A 22,416-nucleotide genomic window follows, 5' to 3' on the forward strand; every position below is an offset into this window, starting at 1 on the left:
CACGGATACCGCATCAAAACCGTAGTAAAGAAAATTAGTTGCATTTATTTATGCCGTAAGCTTTTTGCAAATTATGTGGACGTTTAACTTAGCATAGATCTTTTAAGTACTACAAAAAATCGCACTCTGATGTCTTGTATTTTATGCTATACAAGAGTATACCCTTCCTTCTATATCTGCTAACTTTTTACAGGTGTCGGTATGCGATATAAATAAAGATTCTTTTAAAATTGATGAAATTCTTTTTTCATACTAGAAGGGAAGTTGAAATGCTAACGATAACAAGGTCTTGAAAGTTGAACAGATTGAAAATGGAGTAAGAAAGATTTAAAAAGTCCTGAGACGTAATAACTGTCAAAATCGCGATAAAATTTACAATACGTTACAATCTCTGTCTAACGGCTTCATATAACATGGCGCCACAAGCAACAGATACATTTAAAGAGGCAATATCTCCTTGCATGGGTAGTTTTACAACTTGATCCAGTACTTTTAAAGTGGACGGATTGATACCCCTTTCTTCACTCCCTAATACTAGGGCAAGAGGTATATGTAAATCTATATCATATAATAAGTCTGCAGCCTTTTCATTAGCACCGACCGTTTTGATATCATAGGCTTTTAATAGGTATATGGCATCCTTTATGTGATTCACTTTGCATATAGGTATGTTGAATACGGCACCAGCACTTGTTTTTATGGTAGCAGCATTCACTGGGGCACTTCCCTTTTCAGATACAATAATTGCCGCTACTCCTGTACATGAGGCCGTACGGATAATAGCACCAAAGTTTCTTACATCAGTTACACCGTCAAGTAACAAAAATAGGGGGTTACTTGCTACATCTGTTTGCTCCAGAATGGTTTCAAGGTCATGAAAGTTAACAGGAGATATACTTGCTGCCGCTCCTTGATGATTTCCTTTTGCAAGGTGATCTAACTTTTCAATAGGAACATAGGAAACGGCTATATTATTTTTACGAGCAGCAGTCTTTAACTGTTGCATTAGTAAACCTTCGGCTTCTTTAAGTAAATATATTTTTGAAATCTCTTTATTACTTTCTATAGCCTCCATGATAGTTCTAATACCGTAGATGTAAGTTGTTTTTTCCATGTTGCAAATGTAGTAGTTATTATTTGAGTTTAGAGCAAAAAAAAACCCAAGCCATAGCTTGGGTTTTTAAATTTAGTAATATTACAAATCTTTACTGATTAACACAGAATGATCTGCTTTGAGAAGCTCCAAAAGTACCTCCACCAGAAGCGAAAGTTAGAATAGAGCAAGTGATTGAATAATTTCCAGTTACATTAGGATCTACTTGACCATCTCCGTAAGAGTCAGTTATCGTAGCAGTATAACAACCATCTTCTAGAAAGATATCTGCTGTAAAAGTTTGTACACCTCTTAACAAAGGGGGCATGGTATACTCCACAACACCCGTCACATCATTGGTTATAGTGAAACCAGTTTCTTCCGCATATAAATCTGTATTGATTGTAAAAGTAGAATTGTTACATATGACCGCTTTGAAATATTCAATTACTAAGACAGTACCAAATATAGCGGTACTCTCGCTTGTAGCTCTTATTGAAAAGGTATCCGTAATACCGTCACCTAAAGTGATATTACCGAAGTCAAAATCAACACTAGCAGTACCGTCATACGAGTTTGCTGGAACGGTTATGGTTCCTAAGGTTACTCCACCGCCAGTAGGTAAGTCACTTACGAACTCAAGTCCGAAAGTTCTATCTTCAGGAGATGTGGACGTAATAGTTACTGGAAACATTTCTGTTGACCCTTCTACTGGTACAGAGACTTGAGCAGATGTTATGCTTAGACCAACAGCAGTTCCCTCATAGGTAACATTATCTTGATCACAGCTTGTAAATAGCAATGAAGCTATAAATACGATTGAAATTATTTTTTTCATGATATAAAAAGTTTATTATTAATAACCAGGGTTTTGTTGTCCCGCCACTGCTGGATTTCCTGTAAATTCAAGTAATGGAATAGGCATGTATTGAGTTTCAAAATCAGATGAAGGTCTACCGCATAGTGGTGCTTGATATAAAGAACAGTCTTGAGAATTTCTATCATATCCAACATTTGCTCTTTGGCCAAGTCTTTTGATATCAATATATCTATGTCCTTCAACAAATAATTCTAATCTACGCTCTAATAAAACATCAGCATAAGCTGCTTCTGCGTTTGCGTAAGCAGGAGTAGTAACGGGTGTTGTATAACGAGCATTACGAACTAAATCTACTTGTCTAGCCGCCTCTGTAAAGTCATTGGCTCTGATGGCAACCTCTGCAAGTATAAAATGCATTTCTACTGTTCTCATCACCTTTTGATCATTACGAAGACCACCAGCTAAACCTCCAAGGGCTGTATCACCAGGATACTTATCTATTACTATTTCATCGCTATCACGAGGATTTGTGTCAGCATCTGGAGTTGCAGAAATGTTTGAGGTTATATCAACGTAAACCGGACGTCTTACATCCCCGTTAGAGGTATTGTTAGCTTCTAGTATATTAAATACGGATCTACTCATTTCAAAAACAGGACCATCATTTAGGGAACTACCATTCGTATTGAAAAGAGATCCCAATGCGCCACCGCTATTTAATGTAACGTCTAAAGTGAATATAACTTCATTTGCAGCAGCTCCACTAGTATCCTGCCATAAAGAACGATAATCTGCTACACTTCCTGTCGCAGGTAATGTAGAAGTCAAAAGAACTGCATTTGCTGCAGATGTGGCAAGACTTGTATCTCCTCTATAATTGGCAACTCTTGCTCTTAAACCTTGAACAAATCGCTGCGAAACATAAAATCTATTATAAGAGGTTCCAGCAGCATCAAATAAAGTTTCTGCTCTTTGTAGATCGCTAAATATGAAATCATATGTATCCCCAACGGTAGTTCTCGGTAAAGCGGTAGAAGCATTTGCTGGGAAATCTAACACAATGGTTCCTAAAGAAGCTTCATCTTCTAGGTCTTCGCCAAAGTAAGCAAGTAACCTGCTGTAAGCAAATGCTCTAAGGGTTAATGCTTCTGCAACGGTTTGGTCGTAGAGAGCTTGTTCTCCAGCTGCAGGTGTTATTCTTTGTGCTGCAGCTAATAAGGTATTAGCTCTAAAGATTATTCTGTAGTTACCTTGCCATATTCCTTCAGCTTCTCCACTGTTCTCATTAAGAACACCTTCATGTAAATTTAAAGACTGACCACCATGTGATGAGCCTATAGCTACTTCATCAGTAAACCTACTGGTGAATGAAATTTCAGCAGTAGTATTTGCTGTACTGTATATTCCGAATATACCTGTAGCTAGATCCTCAACATTGACAAACGCGGCACCAACACCTAATTCACCAGGTTGTGTTATGTCTGTTGCGTCATCACAGGATGCAAATAACGCTACAATACTTAATGTTATTAATATTTTTTTCATTGTTTTTTTTTTAGAAATTTATATCTATACCGAATGAAATAGTTCTTCCAGTTGGAAATTGATTAAAGGTAAATACTCTTCTTTGTTCTGGATCACTACCTCTAAAATCTGAAAAGGTCAATAGGTTCTCTCCGTTTACAAATATACGACCACTGGTTAAGAAGGTATTCTCTAGTAGTGTCTGTGGTAAATTATAACCAAACTGGGCAAATCTAAGTCTTAAGAAATCGGAGTCAACAAGGAATCGATCGCTATTAGCACCTGGATTAATGTTATTTGCATCTAGACTTGGAATGTCTGTAAAACGATTGTTTGGTGTCCATGCTCTTAATAAGTCTGCAGATAGGTTTCCATTCCCCGCAAAGTTAGCATCAAGCAGGTTGTCATAATCAGAGTCTATAAAAGATGTTCCCATTACATAACTGAATTGTGCTTCTGCAAAAAAGTTTTTGTACGATGCATTAAATCCAAACCCACCATAGAATTTTGGATTTAGGCTTTCTCCTGTAAATCGTCTGTCTTCATTAGTTATCGTCTCCGTAACATTACCGTTGATATCTGTGAAAAGTAGATTTCCATTTGCTGGATTTATTCCTGCGTATGGCACTAAGAAGTATTCATTGATTCGTTGGCCTTCTTGAAGTACTGTTTGGCCTCCAGCATCAATTCTTCCGGAAGTACCAGATAGATTAAGAACTTCATCGTCATTAAAGGTACCGTTTGCAAAAAGGTTCAGGTTAAAGTCACCTTGTTTACTAGCTCTAATAATATTATAGTTAGCATTTAAGGTTACACCATTGTTACGAATATCACCAACATTCTTTTGTGCTGCTCCGCTGGTATTAACTAAAGAAATTCTTTCATCCGCAAACAAATCTTTAGTAACTCTATTATACAATTCTACACTTCCAGTTAATCTTTGGTCAAATAAGGAGTAATCAATACCTAAGTTAAGCGTAGCAACGGTTTCCCATCTTAAATCTGCAACAGGTACTGTATTACTTGGCACAAATGTTTGATTATCTTGATACCCGTTGAAGGTAGAAAATTGTTGTCTGGTGTTTGTTAAAGCACCATAGTAACCTCCACTAATTCTATCATTACCCGTTTCTCCGTAAGAAAGTCTTAGCTTAAGTAGATCGATAGTTTCGTTTTCTTTTAAGAAATTCTCTTCACTAATATTCCATCTTAATGCTCCAGCAAAGAAAGTTCCCCATCCCTCATTATATATAAATCTAAATGATTTATCTCTGCGTATGGTCGCTTCAACACCATACTTCTTATCAAAGTCATAAGCAGCATTTGCAAATACAGAGAATCCACCAGCTTCAATCTTTTGAGCAATAGCATCAGCACCTACATTGTCTGTGTTTCCATTATCATTAATAAAAGAAGATCCATCTCCTGGAGAAAATGTTCTTGGATCCAAACCTACTTGAGTAAATCCAAAACTTTCAAAGTGCGCTTTTATGTATTCAACATAACCATCCACTCTTACATCGTGCTTTTTATCAATTTCTTCACCTTCACCAAACTTTTTAGCCCATCCTATGTTTAGGTTAGAGTTAAGTCTAAAGTCTCTAAAATAGTTTTGCTGAGTTCTACCTTCAAAAGGCTCAGGGTTACTGGTCGCTCTAATTCTAGCAAGAGCAGATAGTGGGCTTGTTGTATCAAGATCGTTTTCTTGTTCTAGCTCCATTCCAAGTCGGTACCTTACTGTTAGATTATTAGTAATGTCATAAGCAACATCACCTCCTAATTGAAGAGTCAATTCGTCTTGTTCTTCCCGATCAAATCTTTGAGCGTCAAGGTTAACATACGGAGCATTTCTAAAGGTAAATGCAGCACCACCAGTTAATAAAGATGATATATCTACGTTAGGGTCTAGATAAGGTAAACCATTATTTGCAGACCATATAGGGTTAAAGAAAACCGAACCACTTCCATCAGAACCTTGAGTTCTTGAATCTGAGTATCCAACAAATGTTGTTGTTCCAAATCTAAATTTCCCATTGTCAGACTTTCCATTGAGGTTCGATCTTAAGGACATTCTCTGCAATGTTCTTCCAGCAAGTGCAGATTCAGTTTCATTAAAACTTACTGATGTAAATTGAGTTACATTTTTACCTCCAGAACGCAAACTTATATTGTGCTGTTGGTTAGTTCCTGTTTGAAAAAATATTTTTTCCCAATCAGTATCAATAGCATACGCATCAATTTCTGCATCGGTAAGAGTATTACCTAAACCTGCACTACGACTTTTTTCAAATCTCAACAGTCCTTTTGCATCAAATCTGTTGTAATCGGTGTCGATGAAATTTGTATAACCTGTCGTTGCATTGTACGATACCTTAAGAGGAGTTTCAAATTTCCCTCCTTTAGTAGTAATAAGTATTACCCCGTTAGCACCACGATTACCATAAATAGCGGTTGCAGAAGCATCAATAAGTGTTGTAATGTTTTCTACATCGTTAGGGTTAAATGAGGTAAATGCATCTCCACTTATTGGAATACCATCAATGATATAAAGAGGTTGCGTATTACCATTTAAGGAAGAGGCACCTCTTAATTGAACAAATGGTGCAGCTCCAGGTTGACCGCTATTTGTTTGAATTGATAGTCCTGGTACTTGTCCTTGAAGAGACTGGAGTAAAGAAGCATTAGGCCTATCTTCGATATCACTAGCGCTTAAAGAAGTACTAGCTATGTTACTCGTTTTCTTTGTTGTGTTGCGATAAGCTTGAATAACAACGACGTCAAGTGAGTTATTTTTCATAGTAACATCAACGTTGGTTTGGTTACCAACGATTATCTCTACAGAGGAGTAACCTATATAAGAATATACAAGTGTGTTTTCTGGTAAAGCTATTAAACTATACTCACCATCAAAATCTGTAGTTGTAAACGTTGAAGTACCTTTGATAGAGACTACAGCCCCTATAACGCTGTCCCCATCGGGACCTATTACCTTTCCGGTAATAGTTTGTTGTGCAAAAGCAACTTGCGCAACTAACGCTAGTAAAAGCGTTAAAATTCCATTTAATTTTGTTTTCATGTTTAAATTTATTTGAATTAGCCAATGCCAAAAATCAAAAAAAGAAGTTTATAAAACAACTTTTATGGAATCTATTTTATACTATTTATTTAAATAGACTTAACATAGAGCTAACATTCTAGAAGTTTATTAGTAGGTTGATGTGGGCTACTGTGCTGGATAAGTCCACTTTAGCATCTTCAAAACGGCCGTTGGCAATGCTTAAATTTAAAATACCAGCTTGTGTTAAAATTGCAATTCCAGCACCATAACTATATAGTTTATCCAACTTCTTAGTGTTAAAATTTTCAAATACCGCTATATCTAGAATGCTGTGGAGGTAAATTTGATTGTTTAAACGGTATCTATATTCAGTCGCGAGCGTGGTATAGAAAGAGCTGTCTATGCTGTTTTGGTTAAATCCCCTAATACTTCCCAAACCTCCGAATTGGTATAATTCATTAAATTTGATATTGTTGGATTGCAAATAGTAACTTGTCAACTTATTGAAAAACATACTTCTTTTATTTAGATGCCATAGTTTTAAAAAGGTTGCGTGAAAATTAAATTGTTTTTCATTTTCATTTTCTAATTCTCTATTATTTATTCCTAAACGGGTTCTGATCACTAGGTTTTCAGGCATTAAACGATCAGCAGTTATTTTTATGAGCTCTGCCTGTACTTCGATGCCATTTTTAATAAAGTCTTCTGTATCTATGTTATCTCCTGTTGCGGTTGAGTTTTCATTATTGTAGTTAAGACCAATAGAGCTGTTCCAATTGGGTTTATAAAATAGTCCAGCGTTTAAGGAAGTTCTCTGGTATGTGCTGTCTCTTCTTTGAATTCTCAAACTCGAATTTAATCCAATAGCTGTTTTCCATAAATAAGGAAGGTCTATGCTTGTGGAAAACTGCGTTTGGTCTCCATTGTCATTTCTGTACGCTAATAAAAATGTTTCACCTCTATCGAGGTTATTTTGTAGTTTGAGGTTAACAAAACCGTTTAATTCAAGTTGGTCGTTTGTGGAATTATTGAATCCTATCAGCCCATCAGCAGTGTTTGTTTTTATTTTCTCCAAATATAAAAATACAGAGGTGCTGTCTTTCTTGAATAACACCTCTGCTTCCTTTGTTTGTTTTATAAAGGGTATACTTTTAAGGCTTTGTTCTAATGTAGCTATTGTTTTGCTGTTATAAACTTGTTTAGGCGATGAAAAATCGCTGATCAATCGTTTTGGGAATTTCTGATACCCTTTTACAATGATCCTGTTTATGTATCTTTTGGTTTTTCGAGAAACAAGCAAGCTGGCTTCAATAGTGTCACTGTCCTTTAATATCAGATCAGATAGTTTTGTTTCCGCAAATGGGTATCCATTTTGTATAAGCGTTGCGTTATGTTGTGATAAGTAGGTTTCAATACTTTGAATGGTAAAAAGATTACGCTTTCGCGAAAGCATAACCGTTTTTACAATCTTTTTATTGATCAAGGTGTGTTCCTTTACAATAGCTATATGAGTGTACTTTCTATTTAGTACCATCTGTAGGGTGTGCAAAGTGTCGTTTATTCTTTTATTTTTTAGAGCAACTAGCCCTAGGAATCCCTTTTTCATCAGGGATGTTGAAATACTGTCTATTATATAAAGGGCCTTTCCGTTATTTACAAGTACCTCTTTAATAGAATCTGTATCGGAGCTTTTGAACTCCTTATACGTTATTTGTAACCGATGGTTTTGACAATTTGCCAGGTTTATGAAGAGCAAGTAGATAACAAGGAAAGGTATTTGTTTCAAGAAATTATTTTTAAAAGTGCTTATGCTTATGATGTAACGCAACAATCCACAGTAATCTTATATTCAAATAAAAGATATTCTAAATATTTGAAACTGAGGTTTGAATAACTCAATTTTATTCATACCTTTGCCGACCCTGAAAATAGGGATTAATTTATTAGCGTAAAACTATATGCCAACGATTTCACAATTAGTACGTAAAGGAAGAGCCAAAATAACCAAGAAGAGTAAATCGGCTGCTTTAGATTCTTGTCCTCAACGTCGTGGAGTATGTACTCGTGTTTACACTACTACACCAAAAAAACCTAACTCAGCAATGAGAAAGGTTGCTCGTGTTAGACTTACCAACGGTAAGGAAGTAAACGCATACATCCCAGGAGAAGGACACAATCTACAGGAGCACTCGATAGTATTGGTTAGAGGTGGAAGGGTTAAGGATTTGCCAGGAGTTAGATATCACATTGTGCGTGGAGCGCTGGACACCGCTGGTGTTGCAGGCCGCACGCAACGTAGATCTAAGTATGGTGCTAAACGCCCTAAGAAGTAAACAATTTTTAAAACACCTAACGCTACTCTGTTTAGGTTTTTTTAATTAACAATTTCAACAAGAAGAAATGAGAAAAAGACAGGCCAAGAAACGTCCTATCCTACCGGATCCACGTTTTAACGACCAGCTAGTAACACGATTCGTTAACATGATGATGTTACACGGAAAGAAATCTACTGCATTTAAACTTTTTTACGATGCAATGGATATCGTAGAGGAAAAAAATCAGGACGAAGAGAAAACGTCACTAGAGGTGTGGAAAGATGCGTTATCAAATGTAATGCCCCATGTTGAAGTGCGTTCACGTCGTGTAGGTGGTGCTACTTTTCAGATTCCAATGCAAATTAGACCAGATAGAAAAATATCTACAGCAATGAAGTGGTTGATAGGTTATTCGCGTAAACGCAATGAGAAATCTTTTTCAGTTCGTTTAGCTTCAGAAATTTTAGCTGCGGCTAAGGAAGAAGGTGCTGCTGTCAAGAAAAAGACGGATACGCACAAAATGGCTGAGGCAAATAAAGCATTCTCACACTTTAGATTCTAAGAAATGTCAAGAGATTTAAGATTTACTAGAAACATTGGTATTGCCGCTCACATTGATGCAGGTAAAACTACCACTACTGAGCGCATCTTGTATTACACAGGTGTTTCTCATAAGATTGGAGAGGTGCATGACGGTGCTGCTACTATGGACTGGATGGAGCAGGAACAGGAGCGTGGGATTACCATCACATCTGCTGCTACAACTTGTACATGGCAATTTCCTATGGAAAATGCAGAGCCATTGCCTGAAACTAAGGATTACCATTTCAATATTATTGATACTCCAGGTCACGTAGATTTTACGGTAGAGGTGAATAGATCCTTACGAGTACTTGATGGATTAGTTTTCTTATTTAGTGCGGTTGATGGCGTAGAGCCACAGTCAGAAACTAATTGGAGGCTTGCCGATAATTATAAGGTGCCCCGTATAGGTTTTGTAAACAAAATGGACCGTCAGGGTTCCAATTTTCTGGCCGTTTGCCAGCAAGTTAAGGACATGTTGAAGTCTAACGCTGTTCCTATTGTGTTAAACATAGGAGATGAGGATGAGTTCAAAGGTATTATTGACCTTGTTAAAAACCGTGCTGTTATTTGGCATGATGATACTCAAGGAGCAACATTTGATGTGATTGCTATTCCTGAGGATATGAAAGAAGAAGCAAGGAAATATCGTGGTATGTTAATCGAAGAGGTTGCTGCTTATGATGAAAACTTGTTAGAAAAGTATATGGAAGATGAGGATTCTATCACAGAAGACGAGGTGCATGCTGCTCTTCGCGCTGCTGTTATGGATATGTCTATTATCCCAATGATTTGTGGTTCTGCCTTTAAAAATAAAGGGGTACAGTTTTTATTAGATGCGGTATGTCGTTATTTACCTTCTCCTATGGATAAAGAAGGTATTAGAGGTATTAATCCCGACACAGAGAAAGAAGAATTACGAAAGCCTAGTGTGAAAGAACCTTTTGCTGCTTTAGCTTTTAAAATTGCTACAGATCCTTTTGTTGGACGTTTAGCTTTCTTTCGGGCTTATTCGGGTCGTTTAGACGCAGGTTCTTATATCTTAAACAATCGATCGGGGAAAAAGGAACGTATTTCTCGTATCTATCAAATGCACTCTAATAAGCAAAATGCTATTGATTTTATCGAGGCTGGAGATATTGGTGCTGCTGTAGGATTTAAGGATATTAAGACTGGGGATACCATGTCTGATGAAAAGCATCCTATTGTTTTGGAATCTATGGACTTTCCCGATCCGGTTATCGGTATCGCGGTAGAGCCTAAGACCAAGGTAGACATGGATAAGTTGGGTATGGCTCTTAGTAAGTTAGCTGAGGAAGATCCTACCTTTCAGGTGAGAACTGATGAAGCTTCAGGACAGACTATTATTTCTGGAATGGGTGAACTTCACCTGGATATTATTGTCGATCGATTGCGTCGTGAGTTTAAAGTAGAGGTGAATCAGGGTGCTCCACAGGTGGAATATAAAGAGGCCATTACAAGATCTGCTGACCATAGAGAAACCTACAAGAAACAATCTGGTGGACGTGGTAAGTTTGGTGATATTGTATTTACAATTGAACCTGCCGAGCCAAATGAGGACGGAAAGATCGAAGAAGGTCTTCAATTTATTAATAAGATTAAAGGTGGTAATGTTCCTAAAGAATTTATCCCTTCCATTGAAAAAGGTTTCCGTGAAGCTATGAGTGCTGGTCCACTTGCAGGTTTTGAAATGGATAGTATGAGAGTTACTTTAAAGGATGGATCTTTTCATCCCGTGGATTCTGATGCACTTTCCTTCGAGCTTGCAGCTAGAATGGGATATAAAGCTTCTGCCAAGTCTGCAGGTGCCGTAATATTAGAACCTATTATGAAGCTTGAAGTAATAACTCCTGAGGAAAACATGGGAGATATAGTCGGTGATCTCAATCGTCGTCGTGGTCAAGTTAATGATATGAGTGACCGTAATGGTGCTAAAGTTGTGAAGGCAGATGTGCCTCTTTCTGAAATGTTTGGATATGTGACCACGTTGCGTACTCTTTCATCAGGTAGAGCAACTTCTACCATGGAATTTTCGCATTATGCAGAAACTCCTTCTAACATTAGCCAAGAAGTAATCGCAGCAACAAAAGGTAACAAATAATATTCAAACGATGAGTCAAAAAATCAGAATTAAATTAAAGTCTTACGATTATATGCTGGTAGATAAGTCTGCTGAAAAAATCGTGAAAACTGTAAAAAGTACGGGTGCTGTAGTTACTGGACCTATACCGCTTCCAACACATAAGAAAATCTTTACGGTGTTAAGATCTCCACACGTAAATAAAAAGTCTCGTGAGCAATTTCAACTAAGCTCCTATAAAAGACTTTTAGATATTTATAGCTCTTCCTCGAAGACTATTGATGCTCTTATGAAACTCGAGCTTCCTAGTGGAGTAGAGGTGGAGATTAAGGTGTAATTTAGATCTAATACATCAGTGTCAGGTAGTTTATTTGCGAAAGTAGAGCTGCTAAAATAATTTAAAATAACAATTAATTAAATAAATATGTCTGGGTTAATAGGAAGAAAAATCGGAATGACTAGCATTTATGACGAAAATGGTAAAAACATGCCATGTACTATCATAGAAGCGGGTCCTTGCGTTGTTACCCAAGTCAGAACTAAAGAAGTGGACGGTTATGCCGCTTTGCAATTAGGTTTCGATGACAAATCAGACAAGAATGCTTCTAAGGCTGCTCAAGGGCACTTTAAAAAAGCTGGAACTGCTGTCAAAAGAAAAGTTGCCGAATTCAAAAGTTTTGATGCGGAGTACAAATTAGGTGATTCAATCACTGTTGGTATGTTCACCGAGGGTGAGTTTATCGATGTTGCTGGGACATCAAAGGGTAAAGGTTTTCAAGGTGTTGTTAAGCGCCACGGTTTTGCTGGTGTAGGTCAAGCAACCCATGGTCAACACAATCGTTTAAGAGCTCCTGGTTCAATTGGTGCCGCGTCTTATCCTGCACGTGTATTTAAAGGAATGCGCATGGCCGGGCAGATGGGTAATGAAAAAGTTAAAGTTCAAAATTTAAGAGTATTAAAGGTGGTTTCTGAAAAGAATATCCTTGTTGTTAAGGGTTGTATACCTGGTCACAAAAACTCTTACGTAATCGTACAGAAATAATGAAGGTAGCAGTATTAGATTTAAAAGGAAAAGAAACTGGACGTCAAGTGGAATTATCTGATGATATTTTCGGTATTGAGCCTAGCGAGCACGCTATTTATTTAGATGTAAAGCAGTATTTGGCTAATCAGCGTCAAGGTACACACAAAGCTAAGCAGCGTGCAGAGATTTCTGGTAGTACACGTAAGATCAAAAAGCAGAAGGGAACAGGTACAGCTCGTGCAGGTTCTATCAAATCTGGTGTATTTAGAGGTGGTGGACGTATTTTTGGTCCAATTCCACGTAGCTATTCATTCAAATTGAATAAAGGCCAGAAGAGGCTGGCTCGTAGAAGTGCCCTAAGCCAAAAAATTGCTGAAGGTTCTTTAACTGTTGTTGAGAATTTTGTTTTTGACGCACCTAGAACTAAGGATTTCATTCAAGTTTTAGATGGTTTAGGACTTAATAATAAAAAGTCCCTATTTGTGTTGGGTGAATCAAATAATAATGTATATTTGTCTTCGCGAAATTTGAGAGGCTCCGATGTCATAACTAACTCGGGATTAAGTACTTACAAAATTCTAAACGCTACAAACGTAGTTCTATTAGAAGGTTCGTTAGAAGGTATTCAAGAAAATTTAAGTAAATAAGTATGAGCATTTTAATAAAACCCATTATTACCGAAAAGGCAACTAGAGATAGTGAGCTTCTAAATCGTTTTGGTTTTGAGGTGTCTCCAAGGGCCAATAAGGTTCAGATAAAGAAAGAAGTGGAAGCTACATATGGTGTTACCGTGCTTAAGGTAAGAACGATGAATACTCGTATCAACCGCAATACTAAACACACTAAAACAGGGATCCAAGTTGGTAAAATTAGTGCTCGTAAAAAGGCATTCGTACAGCTTAAAGATGGTGAAACCATTGATCTTTATAGTAATCTATAATTAAAAGACAATAATGTCAGTAAGAAAATTAAAACCAGTAACTCCTGGACAGCGATTTAGAGTTGTAAATGGCTTTGACGCCATTACGACTGATAAGCCGGAAAAGAGTTTACTCGTACCGAAAAAACGATCCGGTGGACGTAATGATAGGGGTCGGATGACCATGCGTTACATTGGTGGTGGTCACAAGAAGCGTTATCGCTTAATCGATTTTAAGAGAGATCGTCACGGTGTGCCTGCAACTGTTGCCTCCATTGAATATGATCCTAACAGGACAGCCTTTATTGCTCTGGTAAACTATCAGGATGGAGAGAAGCGATACGTGGTTGCACAAAATGGTATGACTGTTGGTCAGAATATTGTTTCCGGTGATACGGCTACCCCTGATGTAGGTAATGCGATGAAGCTATCACAGATTCCGTTGGGATCTATTGTAAGTTGCATAGAATTACGTCCTGGTCAAGGTGCTGTCATTGCACGTAGTGCGGGTTCATTTTCACAATTGATGGCTCGTGATGGTAAGTATGCTACAATCAAGATGCCTTCTGGGGAAACAAGACTTATATTACAAGAATGTTTGGCAACTATTGGCGCTGTTTCTAACAGTGATCATCAATTGCTCGTAAGTGGAAAAGCTGGTCGTAGCCGTTGGTTAGGTCGTCGTCCACGTACTCGTCCGGTGGTAATGAATCCAGTAGATCACCCTATGGGTGGTGGTGAAGGTAAATCTTCAGGTGGTCATCCACGTTCTCGTAACGGAATACCTGCGAAAGGGTATCGCACACGTGATAAGAATAAAGCTAGTAGTCAATATATAATAGAACGTAGAAAGAAATAAATTATGGCTCGTTCACTTAAAAAAGGACCTTACGTATTTCATAAACTTGAAACTAAGGTCGCTCGGAATGTAGATTCTGGGAAGAAAACTGTTATCAAAACCTGGTCTCGTTCATCGATGATCACTCCAGATTTTGTAGGACAAACAATTGCCGTACACAATGGTCGTCAGTTTGTTCCTGTGTATGTTACGGAAAACATGGTTGGTCATAAACTTGGGGAATTTTCACCTACTAGATCTTATAGAGGTCATGGTGGTGCAAAGAACAAAGGTAAAAAATAAACATAGCTATGGGAGTTCGTAAAAGACATATGGCTGAAAGGCTTAAAGAAGAAAGAAGTAAGGTTGCATTTGCCAAACTAAATAATTGTCCAACTTCACCTCGAAAGATGAGATTGGTTGTGGATATTATTAGAGGCAAAAAAGTTGAGGATGCATTAAATATCCTTAAGTTTTCGTCAAAAGAGGCGGCCCGAAGACTGGATAAGCTCGTGCTTAGCGCTGTTGCAAATTGGCAAGCTAAAAATGAGGATGCAGATGTAGCTGATGCTGGTTTGTTCATCAAAGAAATTAGAGTTGATGGAGGTTCCATGTTGAAAAGGTTGCGTCCTGCCCCACAGGGTAGAGCACATAGAATAAGAAAAAGATCAAACCATGTCACTCTTGTGTTGGGTCAAACTAACACCTTAGAGGTTAACTAATATATTTATGGGACAGAAAACAAATCCGATAGGAAATCGCTTAGGTATCATCCGTGGATGGGAATCTAACTGGTATGGTGGAAATGATTATGGAGATAAGTTAGCAGAGGATGATAAAATACGTAAATATATTCATGCGCGTTTGTCTAAAGCTAGTGTTTCAAGAATTATCATTGAAAGAACTTTAAAATTAGTAACGGTAACTATAACTACTGCCAGACCCGGTATTATTATTGGTAAAGGTGGATCAGAGGTCGATCGTTTAAAAGAAGAATTGAAGAAAATATCTGGTAAAGATGTTCAAATCAATATTCATGAGATCAAGAGACCAGAACTTGACGCACATTTAGTAGGGTCAAGTATTGCCAGACAAATAGAGAATCGTATTTCTTATAGAAGAGCAATTAAAATGGCTATTACTGCTGCCATGAGAATGAACGCCGAAGGAATAAAAGTGCAAATATCCGGTAGGTTAAACGGTGCTGAAATGGCCCGGTCGGAATCTTTTAAAGACGGTCGAATTCCGCTTTCTACTTTTCGTGCAGACATCGATTATGCGTTAGTGGAGTCTCATACGACTTATGGAAGGATAGGTGTAAAAGTTTGGATTATGAAAGGTGAGGTTTATGGAAAACGTGAACTTTCACCGCTTGTAGGACTCGCTAAGAAACAACAAGGAACTAAAGGCGGTACTGCTAACACTCGTGGTGGCAATCGTCGCCGAAGAAAATAATAATAGCTAGAAATGTTACAACCTAGAAAAACAAAATTTAGAAAACAGCAAAAAGGTCGCATGAAAGGCGATTCCGGACGTGGTAATCAACTAGCCTACGGGACTTTTGGAATTAAATCTTTAGATTCTAATTTCATTAATTCAAGGCAGATTGAAGCCGCACGAATTGCTGCAACACGTTTCATGAAGAGAGAAGGGTCTTTATGGATTAAGATATTTCCGGATAAGCCTATAACCAAGAAACCTTTAGAGGTTCGTATGGGTAAGGGTAAGGGAAATGTTGAGTATTGGGCTGCTGTGGTGAAGCCAGGAAGGATTCTTTTCGAGATTTCAGGCGTTCCGCATGCTGTTGCTCAGGAAGCTTTAAGGCTCGCTGCTCAAAAACTACCAGTAAAAACCAAATTTATAGTCGCTCGCGATTATCAAGAATAGACCTGAGTTATGAAACAATCTGAAGTTAAAGGTTATTCCTTCGAGGAATTAAAAGATAAGCTTGTAGAGTCGCAAGCTGCATATGGGGAGCTCAAAAGAACTCACAGTATGTCGCCACTAGATAATCCTACACAGATTACTAAGTTGCGTAAGACTATTGCAAGAATCAAGACAGCGATCAATAATAATTAGTGCTACAATGGAGACTAGAAATTTAAGAAAAGAGCGTGTAGGAGTTGTTAGAAGTAATAAGATGGATAAAAGCATCGTTGTTACTGAAGTCAAAAGGCAAAAGCACCCTATGTACGGAAAGTTTGTTTTAAAAACAAAGAAATATGTTGCTCATGATGAGAAAAATGAGTGCAATGAGGGCGATACGGTTCGCATAATGGAAACACGTCCTTTGAGCAAGTCTAAGAACTGGAGATTGGTAGAAATATTAGAAAGAGCTAAGTAATGGTACAACAAGAATCAAGATTAAGAGTGGCTGACAATACTGGTGCAAAGGAAGTTCTTTGTATTCGTGTTTTGGGTGGAACTAAAAGGAGATACGCCTCTGTCGGTGATAAAATTGTAGTGTCGGTTAAAGAATCAACACCTAATGGTAACATTAAGAAAGGAGCTGTATCAACTGCGGTTGTTGTTCGTACCAAGAAAGAGGTTAGGAGACCTGACGGTTCCTATATACGTTTTGATGATAACGCTTGTGTATTATTAAACCCTACTTCGGACATGAGAGGTACTCGTGTTTTTGGACCTGTTGCACGTGAATTGCGCGACAGACAGTTCATGAAAATCGTTTCACTTGCTCCTGAAGTTTTATAATATAATATTATGGCAAAGTTAAAAATTAAAACCGGTGATACCGTTAGAGTTATTGCTGGAGCTCACAAAGGTTCTGAAGGTAAAGTTAGTAAGGTCTTTATTGAGAAAAATAGGGCTATCGTTGAAGGAGTCAATATGGTTTCAAAACACGAAAAACCCAGTGCTACTAATCCGCAAGGCGGAATAAAAGAAAAGGAGGCAACGCTACACGTTTCTAATCTTTCCTTAATAGATAAAAATAAGAGGAATACTAGAGTTGCTTATCAATTAATTGATGGTAAGAATGTGCGTATTGCCAAAACAACTAAAGAAGTTATATAATCATGTCGTATTTACCAAGACTAAAAGGAGAATATAAGGAACGCATTGCCGTCGCCTTGCAATCGGAATTTGCTTACAAAAATGTAATGGAAATTCCTAAACTACTTAAGATTGTTTTAAGTCGTGGGGTTGGTGGTGCAGTGGCGGATAAAAAGTTAATTGATTATGCGTTGGATGAGTTTACAACTATTACTGGACAAAAGGCTGTAGCCACTCTGTCCAAAAAGGATGTAGCATCATTTAAATTGCGTAAAGGTATGCCTATTGGTGTAAAAGTTACGTTGAGAGGGGATCGTATGTATGAATTTTTAGATCGTTTTGTAACAGTTGCATTACCTAGAGTTCGAGACTTTCAAGGCATAAAGGCTGATGGATTTGACGGTAGAGGTAATTATAATTTGGGTATTACGGAGCAAATTATATTTCCAGAAATTAATATTGACAAGGTTAACAAAATTGCTGGAATGGATATTACATTTGTTACCAGTGCCGACACGGATAAAGAGGCAAAATCTTTACTTGCAGAGTTGGGTTTACCTTTTAAAAAGAACTAATTAGAAATGGCAAAAGAATCAATGAAGGCGCGTGAGCGCAAGCGAGAAGCGGTGGTAGAAAAGTATGCTGCTAAAAGAAAGGCTTTAAAGTTGGCCGGGGACTATGTGGAGTTACAAAAACTGCCCAAAAATGCATCCCCTGTTCGTTTACACAATCGTTGTAAATTAACTGGTCGTCCTAAGGGCTACATGAGACAATTTGGTGTTTCCCGTGTAATGTTTAGACAGATGGCTAATCAAGGTTTAATCCCAGGCGTTAAAAAAGCTAGTTGGTAATAGCTTAAACATATAATTATGAATACAGATCCAATTGCAGATTATCTGACTAGAATTAGAAATGCTGTTAGAGCAAATCACAGAGTAGTTGACATTCCAGCATCAAAAGTTAAGAAGGAAATAACAAAGATCTTATTTGATCAGGGTTATATCCTCAGTTACAAGTTTGATGATAATGAAACTCAACAAAATATAAAGATCGCGTTAAAATACGATCGTGAGACTAAAGAATCAGTTATTAAAGATTTACAACGTCTATCAAAGCCAGGATTGCGTAAGTATTCCGGTGCAAATGAGTTGCCACGTGTCCTTAATGGACTAGGTATTGCTATTATTTCTACATCTCGCGGTGTAATGACTGATAAGCAGGCTCGTTTTGAAAATGTAGGTGGTGAAGTTCTTTGTTACGTTTATTAATATACAAGTATGTCTAGAATAGGAAGAAATCCGGTTGCTATACCCGCTGGTGTATCGGTAAAAGTAGAGAATAATGAGGTTACCGTTGAGGGTAAATTGGGTAAATTAGTGCAGTCCTATGAGGATGTGACTATTGAGTTGCTCGACAATACGGTGGTGGTTTCAAGGTCATCTGATGTTAAAGATCACCGTGCAAAGCATGGGCTTTACAGAGCGTTAATTGATAATATGGTTCTTGGAGTTTCCGTCGGTTGGACAAAAGATCTGGAGCTTGTAGGTGTTGGTTATCGTGCTTCTAGCCAGGGGCAACAGTTAGATTTGGCCTTGGGTTTTTCACATAATATTGTTCTCAATATTGCTCCTGAGGTAACTATTGAAACTGTCTCCAACAAAGGTAAAAATCCTATCATTAAGTTGTCCTCCTGCGATAAGCAATTAGTTGGACAGGTTGCTGCTAAGATAAGAGGTTTTCGTAGTCCTGAGCCTTACAAAGGTAAAGGCGTTAAGTTTGTAGGAGAAGTAATCAGAAGAAAAGCTGGTAAATCAGCATAATTTATACTATTATGGCATTTTCAAAAACGGCAAGAAGAATAAAAATACGTAAACGTATTCGTAAAACAGTCAATGGTACGGCAAGTCGTCCTAGGTTGTCTGTTTTTAGAAGTAATAAGGAAATTTATGCGCAAGTAGTCAATGATGTTGATGGTGTAACCATTGCATCGGCTTCTTCACGTGAATTGAAATCAAGTGTTCCAAAGGTGGATGCAGCCAAAGAGGTTGGTATTGCCGTAGCATTGAAGGCAAAGGCTGCTGGTATTGAAATAATATCTTTTGATAGAGGTGGTTATTTGTATCACGGTCGTATTCTTTCCTTGGCAGAAGGAGCTCGTGAAGGTGGTTTAAAATTTTAATTAGAAACATTTAATATAATGTATCAAAAATATAAAAACGTAGAAACGGTTAAGCCAAGTGGTCTTGAGCTTAAAGATCGTTTAGTAGGTGTTCAACGTGTTACTAAAGTAACAAAAGGTGGACGTGCTTTTGGTTTTTCCGCCATTGTTGTTGTTGGTGATGAAAATGGAGTCGTTGGTCATGGTTTAGGAAAGTCTAAAGAAGTTTCTGAGGCTATTTCAAAATCGGTTGAGGATGCTAAGAAAAATTTAGTGCGTATACCTTTAAGAAAGGGTACTATACCTCATGAACAGAAAGGTAAGTTTGGTGGAGCTAAGGTATTACTCATGCCCGCTTCTGCTGGTACTGGTGTTATTGCGGGTGGTGCTATTAGAGCTGTTCTTGAGGCGGTAGGTGTTCATGATGTTCTTTCAAAGAATCAAGGTTCCTCTAATCCTCATAATGTAGTGAAGGCTACTTTTGATGCTTTATTGCAATTGCGTAATGCGGAAACCGTAGCGAAACAGAGGGGAATTTCACTTGATAAGGTATTTAACGGATAATTATTGTTATGGCTATATTAAAAGTAAAAAAAGTACGTAGTGCTATCAATAGATCGGCAAGACAAAAGAGGACACTAGAATCTCTAGGTTTAAGAAAAATGAATCATATTGTGGAACATGAAGACAATTCTGTGATACAAGGTATGATCGCTAAAGTTCAACATTTAGTCTCCGTAGAGAAGGCTTAAAAATATTAAAGATGGGTTTACATAATTTAAAACCAGCAGAAGGATCTGTTAAGAATGCGGCTAAGATAATTGGGCGTGGTCAAGGTTCCGGAAAAGGTGGTACAGCAACACGTGGCCATAAGGGAGCCAAGTCTAGATCTGGTTATTCTAAGAAAGTAGGTTTTGAAGGTGGTCAAATGCCTCTTCAACGCCGAGTTCCAAAATTTGGTTTTACCAATATCAATAGAAAGGATTACGCCGGAGTTAATCTGGATGTTATTCAGGCATATTATGAAGCTGGTCGCCTGACGGAGACTGTTACGATTGAGGATCTTATTGCAGAAAGATTGGTCTCCAAGAGGGATTTAGTTAAGATTTTAGGTAGAGGTGAAATTAGCGCTTCCATTACCATTTCGGCAAATAAATTCACTGCAACTGCAAAAGCTGCTATTGAAAAAGTAGGTGGTAAGACACAAATCGTATAATCCAACCCAATGAAGTTAATTGATAATTTAAAGAATATCTGGAATATAGAGGAATTAAGGGATCGTATTATCATGACCTTCAGTCTCCTTCTTGTATATAGATTCGGTGCACAGATAACCTTACCGGGAATTGACTCTACTCAGTTGGTTGGATTAGCTGCTAATTTCAAAGATGGTATTGGTGGTATATTAAACGCTTTTACGGGTGGAGCATTTGCAAAGGCCTCTGTTTTTGCTTTGGGCATAATGCCCTACATTTCAGCAAGTATTGTGGTACAACTGATGGGTATTGCTATACCTTATTTACAGAAACTTCAAAAGGAAGGGGAATCAGGTAGAAAGAAAATTAACCAGATTACTAGATGGCTTACTATTGGTATCTGCTTAATTCAGGCTCCAAGTTATATGTTATCTTTAACTTCATTGGGTGTTCCGGAAACAGCATTTATGATGCAAAATCAGGAAACCTTATTTCTTGTTGTAAGTACAATAATATTGGTAACTGGTTGCGTTTTTGCTATGTGGTTGGGTGAAAAAATTACGGACAAAGGAATAGGTAATGGTATTTCATTATTAATCATGGTGGGTATCATCGCAACACTCCCTCAAGCTTTTATCCAAGAGATTGGTTCTAGGGTTGACGGTGTAGGAGGTTGGTTTCTTATAATTGTGGAGGTAGTGATTTGGTTGTTCATTATTGCGGCTTGTATCATGCTTGTTATGGGCGTAAGAAAAATTCCTGTTCAGTATGCAAGAAGATCTGCAACTGGTGGATATGAGAAAAACGTTTTCGGATCTCGCCAATACATTCCCTTAAAGTTGAACGCATCTGGAGTGATGCCTATTATATTTGCTCAAGCTATTATGTTTGTTCCTTCGGCAATCGGTCAGATGGATTCAAGTTGGGCTAAGGCCATTGGTAATGCTTATGTAGATATTTTTGGTTTCTGGTATAATTTAACATTTGCATTGTTGATTATAGTATTTACATTTTTCTATACGGCTATTACGGTACCTACCAATAAGATGGCAGATGATTTAAAGCGTAATGGTGGCTTTATACCGGGTATAAGACCTGGAACTGAAACTTCTGAGTTTTTAGATCGCATTATGTCACAGATTACCTTACCTGGCTCGATTTTCCTTGCTGCAGTTGCTATATTTCCAGCACTAATTTCTTTGATGGGTGTTACTCAATCTTGGGCTTTATTTTATGGAGGAACATCCCTTTTAATCATGGTGGGTGTTGCAATAGACACCATGCAACAAATTAACTCCTATCTTCTTAATCGTCATTATGACGGTCTTATTAAGACGGGTAAAAACAGAAAAGCAGTAGCATAATGGCAAAACAATCCGCAATTGAACAAGATGGTTCTATTATTGTCGCCCTTTCTAACGCTATGTTTAGAGTGGAATTAGAGAATGGACATGTTGTGACTGCGCACATATCGGGTAAAATGCGCATGCACTATATAAAATTATTACCTGGAGATAAAGTTAAATTAGAAATGAGTCCTTACGATTTATCAAAAGCAAGGATCACTTATAGATACTAATATGAAAGTAAGAGCATCAATTAAAAAAAGAAGTGTTGATTGTAAAATAGTCCGTCGTAAGGGTAGGCTGTATGTGATTAACAAAAAGAATCCAAAATTTAAACAAAGACAAGGTTAAGCTATGGCTAGAATTGCAGGGGTAGATATACCTAAAAATAAACGTGGAGTAATTGCCTTAACTTACATTTACGGTGTGG

General features: G+C 37.6%; 32 protein-coding genes and 1 pseudogene. 28 read left to right on the forward strand and 5 right to left on the reverse strand.

Annotated features, from left to right (window positions below; genetic code table 11):
• Positions 1–382: 382 nt before the first annotated feature.
• The 5 genes from rlmB to ACJAT0_RS00345 all read right to left on the reverse strand — a co-directional run bounded on the left by rlmB (position 383) and on the right by ACJAT0_RS00345 (position 8,101).
• The gene (gene rlmB / locus ACJAT0_RS00325; protein WP_415180038.1) at positions 383–1,114 is read right to left on the reverse strand and encodes a 23S rRNA (guanosine(2251)-2'-O)-methyltransferase RlmB; all 732 of its coding nucleotides are present in this window, start codon (positions 1,112–1,114) and stop codon (positions 383–385) included.
• A 91-nt stretch (positions 1,115–1,205) separates the two neighbouring features.
• Positions 1,206–1,931, reverse strand: a complete 726-nt coding sequence (locus ACJAT0_RS00330; RefSeq protein WP_415180039.1) for a hypothetical protein — start codon at positions 1,929–1,931, stop codon at positions 1,206–1,208.
• Positions 1,932–1,949: 18 nt separating this feature from the next.
• Positions 1,950–3,458: a RagB/SusD family nutrient uptake outer membrane protein gene (locus tag ACJAT0_RS00335; protein ID WP_415180040.1), complete on the reverse strand. Its 1,509-nt coding sequence runs from the start codon at positions 3,456–3,458 to the stop codon at positions 1,950–1,952.
• Between the two features lie 10 nt (positions 3,459–3,468).
• Positions 3,469–6,513 carry a SusC/RagA family TonB-linked outer membrane protein gene (locus ACJAT0_RS00340; RefSeq protein WP_415180041.1) on the reverse strand — a complete coding sequence of 1,015 codons (3,045 nt, stop codon included), beginning with the start codon at positions 6,511–6,513 and terminating at the stop codon, positions 3,469–3,471.
• A 118-nt stretch (positions 6,514–6,631) separates the two neighbouring features.
• On the reverse strand, positions 6,632–8,101 hold the full coding sequence (locus ACJAT0_RS00345; protein ID WP_415180042.1) for a BamA/TamA family outer membrane protein: 1,470 nt from the start codon (positions 8,099–8,101) through the stop codon (positions 6,632–6,634).
• Positions 8,102–8,453: 352 nt separating this feature from the next.
• On the opposite strand from ACJAT0_RS00345, the gene rpsL reads away from it, so the two are divergent.
• From rpsL to ACJAT0_RS00485, 28 genes and pseudogenes are all read left to right on the forward strand, one after another.
• Positions 8,454–8,828 (forward strand): 30S ribosomal protein S12, encoded by a 375-nt coding sequence (gene rpsL, locus ACJAT0_RS00350; RefSeq protein WP_006795815.1) that lies wholly within the window; start codon positions 8,454–8,456, stop codon positions 8,826–8,828.
• Between the two features lie 67 nt (positions 8,829–8,895).
• Positions 8,896–9,372 (forward strand): 30S ribosomal protein S7, encoded by a 477-nt coding sequence (gene rpsG, locus ACJAT0_RS00355; protein WP_415180043.1) that lies wholly within the window; start codon positions 8,896–8,898, stop codon positions 9,370–9,372.
• Between the two features lie 3 nt (positions 9,373–9,375).
• Positions 9,376–11,514: an elongation factor G gene (gene fusA, locus ACJAT0_RS00360; protein ID WP_415180044.1), complete on the forward strand. Its 2,139-nt coding sequence runs from the start codon at positions 9,376–9,378 to the stop codon at positions 11,512–11,514.
• Positions 11,515–11,524: 10 nt separating this feature from the next.
• Positions 11,525–11,830 carry a 30S ribosomal protein S10 gene (gene rpsJ / locus ACJAT0_RS00365; protein WP_006795812.1) on the forward strand — a complete coding sequence of 102 codons (306 nt, stop codon included), beginning with the start codon at positions 11,525–11,527 and terminating at the stop codon, positions 11,828–11,830.
• Positions 11,831–11,917: 87 nt separating this feature from the next.
• Entirely contained in the window at positions 11,918–12,535 is a 618-nt protein-coding gene (rplC, locus tag ACJAT0_RS00370) for a 50S ribosomal protein L3 (RefSeq protein ID WP_415180045.1), read from the forward strand.
• A complete protein-coding gene (rplD, locus tag ACJAT0_RS00375; protein ID WP_415180046.1) occupies positions 12,535–13,164 on the forward strand; it encodes a 50S ribosomal protein L4 in 630 nt (209 codons plus the stop codon). Before rplC ends, rplD begins: the two co-directional genes overlap by 1 nt.
• A gap of 2 nt (positions 13,165–13,166) precedes the next feature.
• On the forward strand, positions 13,167–13,457 hold the full coding sequence (gene rplW, locus ACJAT0_RS00380) for a 50S ribosomal protein L23 (protein ID WP_415180047.1): 291 nt from the start codon (positions 13,167–13,169) through the stop codon (positions 13,455–13,457).
• 13 nt (positions 13,458–13,470) lie between these two features.
• A complete protein-coding gene (rplB, locus tag ACJAT0_RS00385) occupies positions 13,471–14,295 on the forward strand; it encodes a 50S ribosomal protein L2 (protein ID WP_415180048.1) in 825 nt (274 codons plus the stop codon).
• A gap of 3 nt (positions 14,296–14,298) precedes the next feature.
• On the forward strand, positions 14,299–14,577 hold the full coding sequence (rpsS, locus tag ACJAT0_RS00390) for a 30S ribosomal protein S19 (RefSeq protein ID WP_415180049.1): 279 nt from the start codon (positions 14,299–14,301) through the stop codon (positions 14,575–14,577).
• 8 nt (positions 14,578–14,585) lie between these two features.
• Positions 14,586–14,996 (forward strand): 50S ribosomal protein L22, encoded by a 411-nt coding sequence (gene rplV, locus ACJAT0_RS00395; protein ID WP_415180050.1) that lies wholly within the window; start codon positions 14,586–14,588, stop codon positions 14,994–14,996.
• Between the two features lie 7 nt (positions 14,997–15,003).
• The gene (gene rpsC / locus ACJAT0_RS00400) at positions 15,004–15,729 is read left to right on the forward strand and encodes a 30S ribosomal protein S3 (protein WP_415180051.1); all 726 of its coding nucleotides are present in this window, start codon (positions 15,004–15,006) and stop codon (positions 15,727–15,729) included.
• 12 nt (positions 15,730–15,741) lie between these two features.
• Positions 15,742–16,161, forward strand: coding sequence for a 50S ribosomal protein L16 (gene rplP, locus ACJAT0_RS00405; RefSeq protein ID WP_415180052.1), 420 nt, complete (start codon positions 15,742–15,744; stop codon positions 16,159–16,161).
• Positions 16,162–16,170: 9 nt separating this feature from the next.
• Positions 16,171–16,353, forward strand: coding sequence for a 50S ribosomal protein L29 (gene rpmC / locus ACJAT0_RS00410; protein WP_415180053.1), 183 nt, complete (start codon positions 16,171–16,173; stop codon positions 16,351–16,353).
• Positions 16,354–16,360: 7 nt separating this feature from the next.
• The gene (gene rpsQ, locus ACJAT0_RS00415; protein ID WP_415180054.1) at positions 16,361–16,618 is read left to right on the forward strand and encodes a 30S ribosomal protein S17; all 258 of its coding nucleotides are present in this window, start codon (positions 16,361–16,363) and stop codon (positions 16,616–16,618) included.
• Positions 16,618–16,986: a 50S ribosomal protein L14 gene (gene rplN / locus ACJAT0_RS00420; RefSeq protein ID WP_104515654.1), complete on the forward strand. Its 369-nt coding sequence runs from the start codon at positions 16,618–16,620 to the stop codon at positions 16,984–16,986. The genes rpsQ and rplN overlap by 1 nt, the downstream gene beginning before the upstream one ends.
• Before the next feature lie 9 nt (positions 16,987–16,995).
• A complete protein-coding gene (gene rplX, locus ACJAT0_RS00425; RefSeq protein ID WP_415180055.1) occupies positions 16,996–17,307 on the forward strand; it encodes a 50S ribosomal protein L24 in 312 nt (103 codons plus the stop codon).
• 2 nt (positions 17,308–17,309) lie between these two features.
• Positions 17,310–17,861, forward strand: a complete 552-nt coding sequence (gene rplE / locus ACJAT0_RS00430; RefSeq protein ID WP_415180056.1) for a 50S ribosomal protein L5 — start codon at positions 17,310–17,312, stop codon at positions 17,859–17,861.
• Between the two features lie 6 nt (positions 17,862–17,867).
• Positions 17,868–18,137 carry a 30S ribosomal protein S14 gene (rpsN, locus tag ACJAT0_RS00435; RefSeq protein ID WP_415180057.1) on the forward strand — a complete coding sequence of 90 codons (270 nt, stop codon included), beginning with the start codon at positions 17,868–17,870 and terminating at the stop codon, positions 18,135–18,137.
• Between the two features lie 18 nt (positions 18,138–18,155).
• Positions 18,156–18,554, forward strand: coding sequence for a 30S ribosomal protein S8 (gene rpsH / locus ACJAT0_RS00440; protein ID WP_415180058.1), 399 nt, complete (start codon positions 18,156–18,158; stop codon positions 18,552–18,554).
• 9 nt (positions 18,555–18,563) lie between these two features.
• Positions 18,564–19,106: a 50S ribosomal protein L6 gene (gene rplF, locus ACJAT0_RS00445; protein WP_415180059.1), complete on the forward strand. Its 543-nt coding sequence runs from the start codon at positions 18,564–18,566 to the stop codon at positions 19,104–19,106.
• An 11-nt stretch (positions 19,107–19,117) separates the two neighbouring features.
• Positions 19,118–19,465 (forward strand): 50S ribosomal protein L18, encoded by a 348-nt coding sequence (gene rplR / locus ACJAT0_RS00450; RefSeq protein WP_415180060.1) that lies wholly within the window; start codon positions 19,118–19,120, stop codon positions 19,463–19,465.
• Between the two features lie 18 nt (positions 19,466–19,483).
• A complete protein-coding gene (gene rpsE, locus ACJAT0_RS00455; protein WP_415180061.1) occupies positions 19,484–20,008 on the forward strand; it encodes a 30S ribosomal protein S5 in 525 nt (174 codons plus the stop codon).
• 8 nt (positions 20,009–20,016) lie between these two features.
• The gene (rpmD, locus tag ACJAT0_RS00460) at positions 20,017–20,196 is read left to right on the forward strand and encodes a 50S ribosomal protein L30 (RefSeq protein ID WP_415180062.1); all 180 of its coding nucleotides are present in this window, start codon (positions 20,017–20,019) and stop codon (positions 20,194–20,196) included.
• Between the two features lie 11 nt (positions 20,197–20,207).
• A complete protein-coding gene (gene rplO, locus ACJAT0_RS00465) occupies positions 20,208–20,660 on the forward strand; it encodes a 50S ribosomal protein L15 (protein WP_415180063.1) in 453 nt (150 codons plus the stop codon).
• Between the two features lie 9 nt (positions 20,661–20,669).
• Positions 20,670–22,004, forward strand: coding sequence for a preprotein translocase subunit SecY (gene secY, locus ACJAT0_RS00470; protein ID WP_415180064.1), 1,335 nt, complete (start codon positions 20,670–20,672; stop codon positions 22,002–22,004).
• Positions 22,004–22,219, forward strand: coding sequence for a translation initiation factor IF-1 (gene infA, locus ACJAT0_RS00475; RefSeq protein WP_374002589.1), 216 nt, complete (start codon positions 22,004–22,006; stop codon positions 22,217–22,219). The genes secY and infA overlap by 1 nt, the downstream gene beginning before the upstream one ends.
• A 1-nt stretch (position 22,220) precedes the next feature.
• Positions 22,221–22,337, forward strand: a complete 117-nt coding sequence (gene ykgO / locus ACJAT0_RS00480) for a type B 50S ribosomal protein L36 (protein WP_213521550.1) — start codon at positions 22,221–22,223, stop codon at positions 22,335–22,337.
• Between the two features lie 3 nt (positions 22,338–22,340).
• Positions 22,341–22,416: pseudogene (locus tag ACJAT0_RS00485) on the forward strand (30S ribosomal protein S13); the annotation flags it as partial.

Origin of the sequence: Nonlabens sp., assembly GCF_047636915.1 — a bacterium.
GTDB lineage: Bacteria > Bacteroidota > Bacteroidia > Flavobacteriales > Flavobacteriaceae > Nonlabens.

Excerpts from the sequence above, each read along its gene's own strand:
- ykgO (WP_213521550.1), top strand. The coding sequence starts at position 22,221 with ATGAAAGTAAGAGCATCAATTAAAAAAAGAAGTGTTGATTGTAAAATA.
- ACJAT0_RS00340 (WP_415180041.1), bottom strand. The coding sequence starts at position 6,513 with ATGAAAACAAAATTAAATGGAATTTTAACGCTTTTACTAGCGTTAGTT.
- ACJAT0_RS00330 (WP_415180039.1), bottom strand. The coding sequence starts at position 1,931 with ATGAAAAAAATAATTTCAATCGTATTTATAGCTTCATTGCTATTTACA.
- rplC (WP_415180045.1), top strand. The coding sequence starts at position 11,918 with ATGTCTGGGTTAATAGGAAGAAAAATCGGAATGACTAGCATTTATGAC.
- infA (WP_374002589.1), top strand. The coding sequence starts at position 22,004 with ATGGCAAAACAATCCGCAATTGAACAAGATGGTTCTATTATTGTCGCC.
- rpsN (WP_415180057.1), top strand. The coding sequence starts at position 17,868 with ATGGCAAAAGAATCAATGAAGGCGCGTGAGCGCAAGCGAGAAGCGGTG.
- rplV (WP_415180050.1), top strand. The coding sequence starts at position 14,586 with ATGGGAGTTCGTAAAAGACATATGGCTGAAAGGCTTAAAGAAGAAAGA.
- rpsE (WP_415180061.1), top strand. The coding sequence starts at position 19,484 with ATGTATCAAAAATATAAAAACGTAGAAACGGTTAAGCCAAGTGGTCTT.
- rpsH (WP_415180058.1), top strand. The coding sequence starts at position 18,156 with ATGAATACAGATCCAATTGCAGATTATCTGACTAGAATTAGAAATGCT.
- rpsL (WP_006795815.1), top strand. The coding sequence starts at position 8,454 with ATGCCAACGATTTCACAATTAGTACGTAAAGGAAGAGCCAAAATAACC.
- rpsS (WP_415180049.1), top strand. The coding sequence starts at position 14,299 with ATGGCTCGTTCACTTAAAAAAGGACCTTACGTATTTCATAAACTTGAA.
- rpmD (WP_415180062.1), top strand. The coding sequence starts at position 20,017 with ATGGCTATATTAAAAGTAAAAAAAGTACGTAGTGCTATCAATAGATCG.
- rplO (WP_415180063.1), top strand. The coding sequence starts at position 20,208 with ATGGGTTTACATAATTTAAAACCAGCAGAAGGATCTGTTAAGAATGCG.
- rplX (WP_415180055.1), top strand. The coding sequence starts at position 16,996 with ATGGCAAAGTTAAAAATTAAAACCGGTGATACCGTTAGAGTTATTGCT.
- fusA (WP_415180044.1), top strand. The coding sequence starts at position 9,376 with ATGTCAAGAGATTTAAGATTTACTAGAAACATTGGTATTGCCGCTCAC.
- ACJAT0_RS00335 (WP_415180040.1), bottom strand. The coding sequence starts at position 3,458 with ATGAAAAAAATATTAATAACATTAAGTATTGTAGCGTTATTTGCATCC.
- rpmC (WP_415180053.1), top strand. The coding sequence starts at position 16,171 with ATGAAACAATCTGAAGTTAAAGGTTATTCCTTCGAGGAATTAAAAGAT.
- rpsJ (WP_006795812.1), top strand. The coding sequence starts at position 11,525 with ATGAGTCAAAAAATCAGAATTAAATTAAAGTCTTACGATTATATGCTG.
- rplE (WP_415180056.1), top strand. The coding sequence starts at position 17,310 with ATGTCGTATTTACCAAGACTAAAAGGAGAATATAAGGAACGCATTGCC.
- rpsC (WP_415180051.1), top strand. The coding sequence starts at position 15,004 with ATGGGACAGAAAACAAATCCGATAGGAAATCGCTTAGGTATCATCCGT.
- rplW (WP_415180047.1), top strand. The coding sequence starts at position 13,167 with ATGAGCATTTTAATAAAACCCATTATTACCGAAAAGGCAACTAGAGAT.
- rplD (WP_415180046.1), top strand. The coding sequence starts at position 12,535 with ATGAAGGTAGCAGTATTAGATTTAAAAGGAAAAGAAACTGGACGTCAA.
- rplP (WP_415180052.1), top strand. The coding sequence starts at position 15,742 with ATGTTACAACCTAGAAAAACAAAATTTAGAAAACAGCAAAAAGGTCGC.
- rplN (WP_104515654.1), top strand. The coding sequence starts at position 16,618 with ATGGTACAACAAGAATCAAGATTAAGAGTGGCTGACAATACTGGTGCA.
- ACJAT0_RS00345 (WP_415180042.1), bottom strand. The coding sequence starts at position 8,101 with ATGAAAAAGGGATTCCTAGGGCTAGTTGCTCTAAAAAATAAAAGAATA.
- rlmB (WP_415180038.1), bottom strand. The coding sequence starts at position 1,114 with ATGGAAAAAACAACTTACATCTACGGTATTAGAACTATCATGGAGGCT.
- rplF (WP_415180059.1), top strand. The coding sequence starts at position 18,564 with ATGTCTAGAATAGGAAGAAATCCGGTTGCTATACCCGCTGGTGTATCG.
- rpsQ (WP_415180054.1), top strand. The coding sequence starts at position 16,361 with ATGGAGACTAGAAATTTAAGAAAAGAGCGTGTAGGAGTTGTTAGAAGT.
- secY (WP_415180064.1), top strand. The coding sequence starts at position 20,670 with ATGAAGTTAATTGATAATTTAAAGAATATCTGGAATATAGAGGAATTA.
- rpsG (WP_415180043.1), top strand. The coding sequence starts at position 8,896 with ATGAGAAAAAGACAGGCCAAGAAACGTCCTATCCTACCGGATCCACGT.
- rplB (WP_415180048.1), top strand. The coding sequence starts at position 13,471 with ATGTCAGTAAGAAAATTAAAACCAGTAACTCCTGGACAGCGATTTAGA.
- rplR (WP_415180060.1), top strand. The coding sequence starts at position 19,118 with ATGGCATTTTCAAAAACGGCAAGAAGAATAAAAATACGTAAACGTATT.